This window comes from Parafrankia sp. FMc2 (assembly GCF_041008525.1).
Lineage (GTDB): Bacteria > Actinomycetota > Actinomycetes > Frankiales > Frankiaceae > Parafrankia.
Genome location: NZ_JBFLUG010000246.1, coordinates 1 through 6,095, shown reverse-complemented (window position 1 = coordinate 6,095; position 6,095 = coordinate 1). Strand labels below are relative to the sequence as shown.

6 protein-coding genes and 1 pseudogene are annotated in these 6,095 nt (G+C 72.2%); 1 reads left to right on the top strand and 6 read right to left on the bottom strand.

The window, feature by feature from the left end; genetic code table 11:
• Positions 1-205: 205 nt before the first annotated feature.
• Entirely contained in the window at positions 206-907 is a 702-nt protein-coding gene (locus AB1460_RS35245; RefSeq protein WP_368966730.1) for a sugar-binding protein, read from the top strand.
• Between the two features lie 100 nt (positions 908-1,007).
• Here the strand turns inward: AB1460_RS35245 and AB1460_RS35240 are convergent, their stop codons facing one another.
• The 6 genes and pseudogenes from AB1460_RS35240 to AB1460_RS35215 form a co-directional block, all read right to left on the bottom strand.
• Positions 1,008-1,283, bottom strand: coding sequence for a hypothetical protein (locus AB1460_RS35240; RefSeq protein ID WP_368966728.1), 276 nt, complete (start codon positions 1,281-1,283; stop codon positions 1,008-1,010).
• A 1-nt stretch (position 1,284) separates the two neighbouring features.
• Complete coding sequence (locus AB1460_RS35235; protein ID WP_368966727.1) at positions 1,285-1,803, bottom strand: YkvA family protein; 519 nt, start codon at positions 1,801-1,803, stop codon at positions 1,285-1,287.
• A 230-nt stretch (positions 1,804-2,033) separates the two neighbouring features.
• The gene (locus AB1460_RS35230; RefSeq protein WP_368966725.1) at positions 2,034-3,821 is read right to left on the bottom strand and encodes a 3-hydroxyacyl-CoA dehydrogenase family protein; all 1,788 of its coding nucleotides are present in this window, start codon (positions 3,819-3,821) and stop codon (positions 2,034-2,036) included.
• A gap of 417 nt (positions 3,822-4,238) precedes the next feature.
• On the bottom strand, positions 4,239-4,901 hold the full coding sequence (nucS, locus tag AB1460_RS35225) for an endonuclease NucS (RefSeq protein ID WP_018640733.1): 663 nt from the start codon (positions 4,899-4,901) through the stop codon (positions 4,239-4,241).
• 55 nt (positions 4,902-4,956) lie between these two features.
• Complete coding sequence (locus AB1460_RS35220) at positions 4,957-5,547, bottom strand: HD domain-containing protein (RefSeq protein ID WP_420497450.1); 591 nt, start codon at positions 5,545-5,547, stop codon at positions 4,957-4,959.
• A pseudogene (locus tag AB1460_RS35215) lies at positions 5,540-6,010 on the bottom strand (cobalamin B12-binding domain-containing protein); the annotation flags it as partial. The gene AB1460_RS35220 and the pseudogene AB1460_RS35215, both read right to left, overlap by 8 nt.
• Positions 6,011-6,095 lie beyond the last annotated feature (85 nt).

Genomic DNA, 6,095 nt, shown 5'->3' with positions numbered 1-6,095 from the left:
ATGTGCACCGCAACGCGCATCAGGGGAAGGTCGGTGTGCTGTGCCTGGCGCCGGAGGAGGGGTTGGGTGTGCGGGATGAGCAGATGCGGGCTCGTCACCTCACCGCCATCAACCGCTTCCGCGGCGTATAGATCACGCAGCTCGAACCGGCCGACGCCCCAGCTCCTGTCACCCAACGATTGCCGGTCTGGGATGCTGGGTGCCTATGACAGAGCACAGCGATCTCATCCCGATGGCCGGCGAGGGTGAAGGCGCCCCCGGCTTCGATCTGGTCCGCCGCGGCTACGATCCGCAGCAGGTGAACGCGCACGTCAACTGGCTTGTCGAGCAGCTCCGCGAGGCCGAGTCGCACCGGGCCGCCGCCGAGGCCGCCGCCTCCGAGGCGGCCACCGAGGCGGCCCGGGTGCGCGACGATCTGGCGGCGAACCGGCCGGCGTGGGAGGAGTTCGGCGGGCGTATCACCCAGATCCTCCAGCTCGCCGAGGAGGAGGCGGCCACGGTCCGCGCCGAGCGGACCCGTGACGCCGAGGCCCAGCTGGAAGAGGCCCGCCGGATCGTCGCCGAAGCCGAGTACACCCGCGAGCGCACGGTGCTGGACGCAGAGGAGCAGGCGCAGAACATCGTGGCCTCGGCCCGCGCCGAGGCGGAGCGGGTCGTCGAGACGGCACGGGCCACCGCGGCCGCGACCGAGAGCGAGTCCGCCCGGCGCCTCGCCGACCTCGAGAACCAGCGCGACCAGGTCACCGCCCAGCTCGGCGCGCTGCATGACCAGGTGACCGCTCAGCTCGGCGCCCTGCGCGACCGGCTCACCGCCGCGACGGCACCCCTGCAGGCCGGATCAGCACCTCCGCGGGCCCTGACCGCGGGCGACAGCGCCGCCGCACCGGCAGGCTCGGCACACAGCTGAGCCACCTGACCCTGACCCATCTGACCCATCTGACCCACCGGCACGTCGCCACCGCAGCCGGCCCCGGCCCCGGCCCGCTCCGACGCGGCCCGTCAGCAGGTCAGCCGCGCCCCCACGCCCGCCGGAAGCGCTGGCGCGGGCCTGCATGGCGGCGCGCCCAACAGGCCGTGTGCCAGTGCCGCCGCTCGTCGACAGCGCCCACCGGCCACACGACCCGATGCGGCATGCCCAGCGCGATGAGGTGATCGCAGCCAGGGCACCGGTACTCCTTGGTGGTCGCCGCACCGGTCACCGGGCGGACGACCCAGCCCTCGTCCGGGCCCCTGCCGGAGCCCTCTCCGTCCTCCGCGCCGCTGCGCGGGCTGCCACCGGGCATCTCAGCGGCCGCCGAAGCCGCCGTCCGGAGCCGAGCGGCCGATGACCTCACCGTCCACAACTCTGACCGGGCCCGAACCGCCGACCTGGCCCCCCGTCTCCCCGCGGCCGCCGCTCACCCGCGCCAGCGCGGCGCCGGCCAGCGTGCGGGCCACCTTGGCCCGCCGCAGCATCCCCGCCGGACTCGCCAGTGCCGACGAGGCCCCGATCAGCGCGTGGAACGAGCGGTCACTGCCCCGCCAGTGCTCACGCAGGATGGGCTCCCCCGCGCCGACCACCAGCCGGCGGAAGGCGAAGGCCACCACGGCCACGTCGTCCAGCTGCCCGATCACCGGGATGAAGTTCGTCAGCCGGTTCCGCGGCGACACCAGATAGGCCAGCGCCGCGCCCGCCTCCAGCTTCGCTGACTGCGGCACCCGCGGGTCGGCGACCACGCGGCGCAGCATGATGACCAGATCAGGGAGGAAGGTCGTCACCTCACGGCCGAACTCGCGCAGTGCGTCCTTGTCCACCATGGCCACGGGCGTCCTCCTCGGGTAGGGCAGGCGGCGCGGTCGCGCGGCTGAACCTGGCGCTCGGCGACATCCTAGACATGCCCACCGACCACACCGCCGCGTGATCAACGTCGGTACCGGTCCGGTTCCCCCCGAGGAGTCGGCGAACCCGCCACCGCGACCGGACTGTCCTTCAGTGTGGGGACGGACCGCCGGCGCGGGTGATCCGACCGCCACCGCGGTGGTGGGGCACGCGGTCAGCGCGAGTGGTCGCGGAAGCCCCGCCCCGTCTTGCGCCCCAGGTAGCCGGCCTTGACGAGATGCTCCAGCAGCGGCGCCGGCGCGTACCCCGGCTCCCGGAACTCCAGGTACAGCGTCCGCTGGATGGCGAGGGTCACGTCCAGGCCGACGACGTCCGCCAGCGCGAACGGGCCCATCGGATGCCCGCAGCCCACCGTCATCGCGGTGTCGATGTCGTCGAGGGTGGCGTAGTGCGCCTCCAGCATCCGCACCGCGTCGTTGAGGTACGGGAACAGCAGGGCGTTGACGATGAAGCCGGCGCGGTCCCCGCAGACCACCGGGTGCTTGCGCGCCGCCCGGCTCACGGCGAGCACCGTCGCGGTCGTCTCCGGCGCGGTCAGGACGGTCGGCACGACCTCGATCAGCCGCATCGCCGGCGCCGGATTGAACCAGTGCATACCGATCACGCTGCGCGGGCGGGTGGTCGCGGTGGCGCACTCGACCACGGGCAGCGAGGACGTCGTCGTCGCGAGGATCGCGCCGGGCTTCACCACCTCGTCGAGCGCGGCGAACAGCGCCCGCTTGACGCTCAGTTCCTCGACGACCGCCTCGACCACCAGGTCGCAGTCGGCGAGGGCGTCGAGGTCCGTCGTGCCTGTCACCCGCGCCAGGGCCGCGTCCCGGTCCTCGACGGAGAGCCGGCCGCGCTGGAGGCCGCGCTCGAACGACTCGATCAGGCGCTTGCGGACCGCGGCGACCTTGTCGTCCGAACGGGCGCGGTAGATCACGTTGTAGCCCGAGCGGGCGAGCACCTCGACGATGCCGGTCGCCATCGTGCCGGTGCCGACCACGCCGACAAGCCGGACCGGACGCGGCTCGACCCCGGCGACCACGGTCGGGGGCGCCGCGTCGACCACCTCGGGCGAGTCGGGCGCCGCGTACGTGTAGAAGCCCCGCCCCGTCTTGCGCCCGAGCATGCCAGCGGTGACGAGCTGCTTGAGCAGCGGAGCCGGCGCGTGCAGATGATCACGGGACTGGTGGTACATCGAGTCGAGGATCTCGTAGGCCGAGTCCAGCCCGATCAGGTCGAGCAGGGCCAGCGGGCCCATCGGGTGGCCGCAGCCGAACCGCATCGCCGCGTCGATGTCCTCGCGGCTCGCGTAGTGCGCCTCCAGCATCCGCACCGCGTTGTTCAGATAGCCGAAGAGCAGCGCGTTGGCGATGAAGCCGGCCCGGTCACCCGCCGACACGGCCGTCTTGCCGACCCGCCCGACCAGGTCACGAACGCCGTCAAGCACGGCAGGATCGGTGACGACCGTTCCCACGACCTCGACCAGTCCCATCACCGGGGCCGGGTTGAACCAGTGCGTGCCGAGCACCCGCGACGGACGATGGGTCGACGCCGCGAGCTCGGTGACCGACAGCGAGCTCGTGTTGCTGGCGAGCACGGTCCCGGGCCGGCAGAGCTCGTCGAGACGACCGAACAGCTCCCGCTTGGCGTCGAGCCGCTCGTGGATCGCCTCGATCACCAGCGGGCAGTCGGCGACGGCCACCAGGTCGGTGCCGCTGTCGATCCGCCCGAGCAGCTCCGCCCGCTCCTCGGCACTGATCTTGCCGCGGTCGACAGCCCGCTGGGTCGAATGCTCCAGATGGCCGCGCCCACGCGCCAGACCGGCGTCGTCCTTCTCGACGCCGACGACCTCGATGCCCGCCCGCGCCAGCACCTCCGCAATGCCCGCACCCATGGTGCCCAGGCCAACGACCCCGACCTTCGTCGGCTCTCCGAAAGCAGTCTCCTGGCTCATACCCGGCGCTCCTTTCCTCCGGGGTCCGTCCGGCCGCACCGCACTCGCCGGGCCGGCGGATCTCCCCGCGCTCCGATTGACCGGATCGTCCCAGATTCACCACGCCGGAGCGTGCGATCGTGAGGAAAACTGCCACCTATGAACGGCCTTGTGTTCACTCGAACAGCATGTTACGACCGCGCAGCGTACGCCGCGACCCGGCGAGAGCCGTCCCGCCGAGTCCCACCGTCGGCGGGATCGGCGGGATCAGCGGGCCAGGCAGAGCCCGCCAGGGCAGGCGGAGGCCGCGGAGCCAGCGGGGCGCCAAGCGAGGCCCACGGGCCCGCAGGCCCGCGGGCCCGCGGGTCAGCGGGTCAGCGGGTCAGCGGGTCAGCGGGTCAGCGGGTCAGCGGGTCAGCGGGTCAGCGGGTCAGCGGGTCAGAAGAGAGTGGGGATCGAGGGTTCGAGGCCCCGGAGCGCGTCGTAGTCGACCACCGAGCAGGCGATGCCGCGGTCACCGGCCAGCATCCGGGCCTGCGGCGTGATCGACTGGGCGCACAGGATCCCGCTGACCGGGTGCGGCAGCGCCGGGTCGTCGTTGAGCCGCGCCAGGTAGCGGGTGAGCTGCTCCACACCGTCGATCTCGCCACGGCGCTTGATCTCGACCGCCACGGTGGAACCGTCGGTGTCCCGACAGAGAAGATCAACCGGGCCGATCCCGGTCTCGTACTCCCGGCGGACCAGGGTCAGGCCCTCGCGGACGGCGTCCGGCCGGTCCGCCAGCAGCACCTGCAGGTGGGCCTCGACACCGTCCTTGCGCAGGCCCGGGTCGACACCGAGCTCGTGCGTGGAGTCATGCATGATCTCCTCGATGGTGATCACGAGCTGTTCCGCGGCCCGGTTCGTCACGCGCCAGACGCCCTCCTCCTCCGCGATGGCGCACGGCGGGCTCATCCAGTTGAGCGGCTTGTAGGCACGCCCGTCCGCATGGATGGAGATCGAGCCGTCCGCCTTCACCAGGAGCAGCCGGACGGCACTGGGCAGATGCGCCTTGAGCCGGCCGACGTAGTCGACACTGCAGCGAGCGATGACGAGCCGCATGGCGCGACCGTACCGTGCCGCCCTCCGGCCACCTCGCCCGGCCCAGGCCAGGCACCTAGCTCCGCGGGGTGCCGGCGGCCGGGCCGTGTCCAGGAGTGGTCTGCCCGGACGCGCGCAACACGAGGTCGTCGAGGAGACGGCGGCGGCCCGCGTACCGGGAGGCGAGCTGGACGGCTCGCTCGGCGGGCAGGCGGGCGAGCCGGAGCGGGTCGGAGTTGTCGGCCATGTCCGCGCGTTTGACCACGACGGCGATCGCATCGGCGGCGACCCGGAGCAGATAGGACTCGATCGCCTCGTCCTCCCGGTGGGTCAGCGCGTCCACAGCCGCGACGACCTGTGGGGGGTAGCCCGCGTCGGCCAGCTCCGGGACGGTCAGGTCACTGTCCTCGACGACGTCGTGCAGGATCGCCGCCATCTGCGCGTACGCCACGTCCACGCCCGCACCCGCCGCGGTGCGGCTGACGGTGTCCATCACCCGCCGTGGGTGACCGATGTAGTCCTCCCCGGCCTTGTCGAGCTGGCCGGCGTGCACCCTGGTGGCCAGCGCCACCGCGTCCGGGAGGGTGGGTACGCCGCCCGGCCGCGCGGCACCCACCGGCTCGGGCCCGCCCCCGACCCCGGCCTCCCCGACCCCGGGATCAGGCACGGTCGAGGCCGTTCGCCGTGCGGACGATCTCGGCGATACCCCGCATGATCTCGGTGAGGCCGTAGTCCTTCGGGGTGAACACCGCCGCGACCCCGAGCGCGGTCAACGCCTCCGCATCCGACGGCGGAATGATCCCCCCCACCACCACCGGAACATCGGCCAGACCCGCCGCCCGCAGCCCGTCCAACACCTCAGGCACCAGATTCATATGCGACCCCGACAACACCGACAGACCCACGATGTGCACATCCTCATCGACCGCCGCCGCCACGATCTGCGCCGGAGTCAACCGAATCCCCTGATACACCACCTCGAAACCCACATCCCGCGCCCGCACCGCGATCTGCTCCGCCCCGTTCGAATGCCCGTCCAACCCCGGCTTACCCACCAGCAACCGCACCCGCCGCCCGAGATCCGTACCGGTACGGTCCACCAGCGCACGCACCTCCGCCAGACCCGCACCGCGGTATCTTATACCACTCCGACCCTGCCGCACAGCGACCAAGTATAACACCTGGAGATCCACTGGCTACTCAAAAAAATAAGAA

What these genes read in the sequence shown, in the direction of transcription:
- nucS (WP_018640733.1), bottom strand. Translation starts at nt 4,901, where the DNA reads ATGCGGCTCGTCATCGCTCGCTGCAGTGTCGACTACGTCGGCCGGCTC.
- AB1460_RS35230 (WP_368966725.1), bottom strand. Translation starts at nt 3,821, where the DNA reads ATGAGCCAGGAGACTGCTTTCGGAGAGCCGACGAAGGTCGGGGTCGTT.
- AB1460_RS35245 (WP_368966730.1), top strand. Translation starts at nt 206, where the DNA reads ATGACAGAGCACAGCGATCTCATCCCGATGGCCGGCGAGGGTGAAGGC.
- AB1460_RS35240 (WP_368966728.1), bottom strand. Translation starts at nt 1,283, where the DNA reads ATGCCCGGTGGCAGCCCGCGCAGCGGCGCGGAGGACGGAGAGGGCTCC.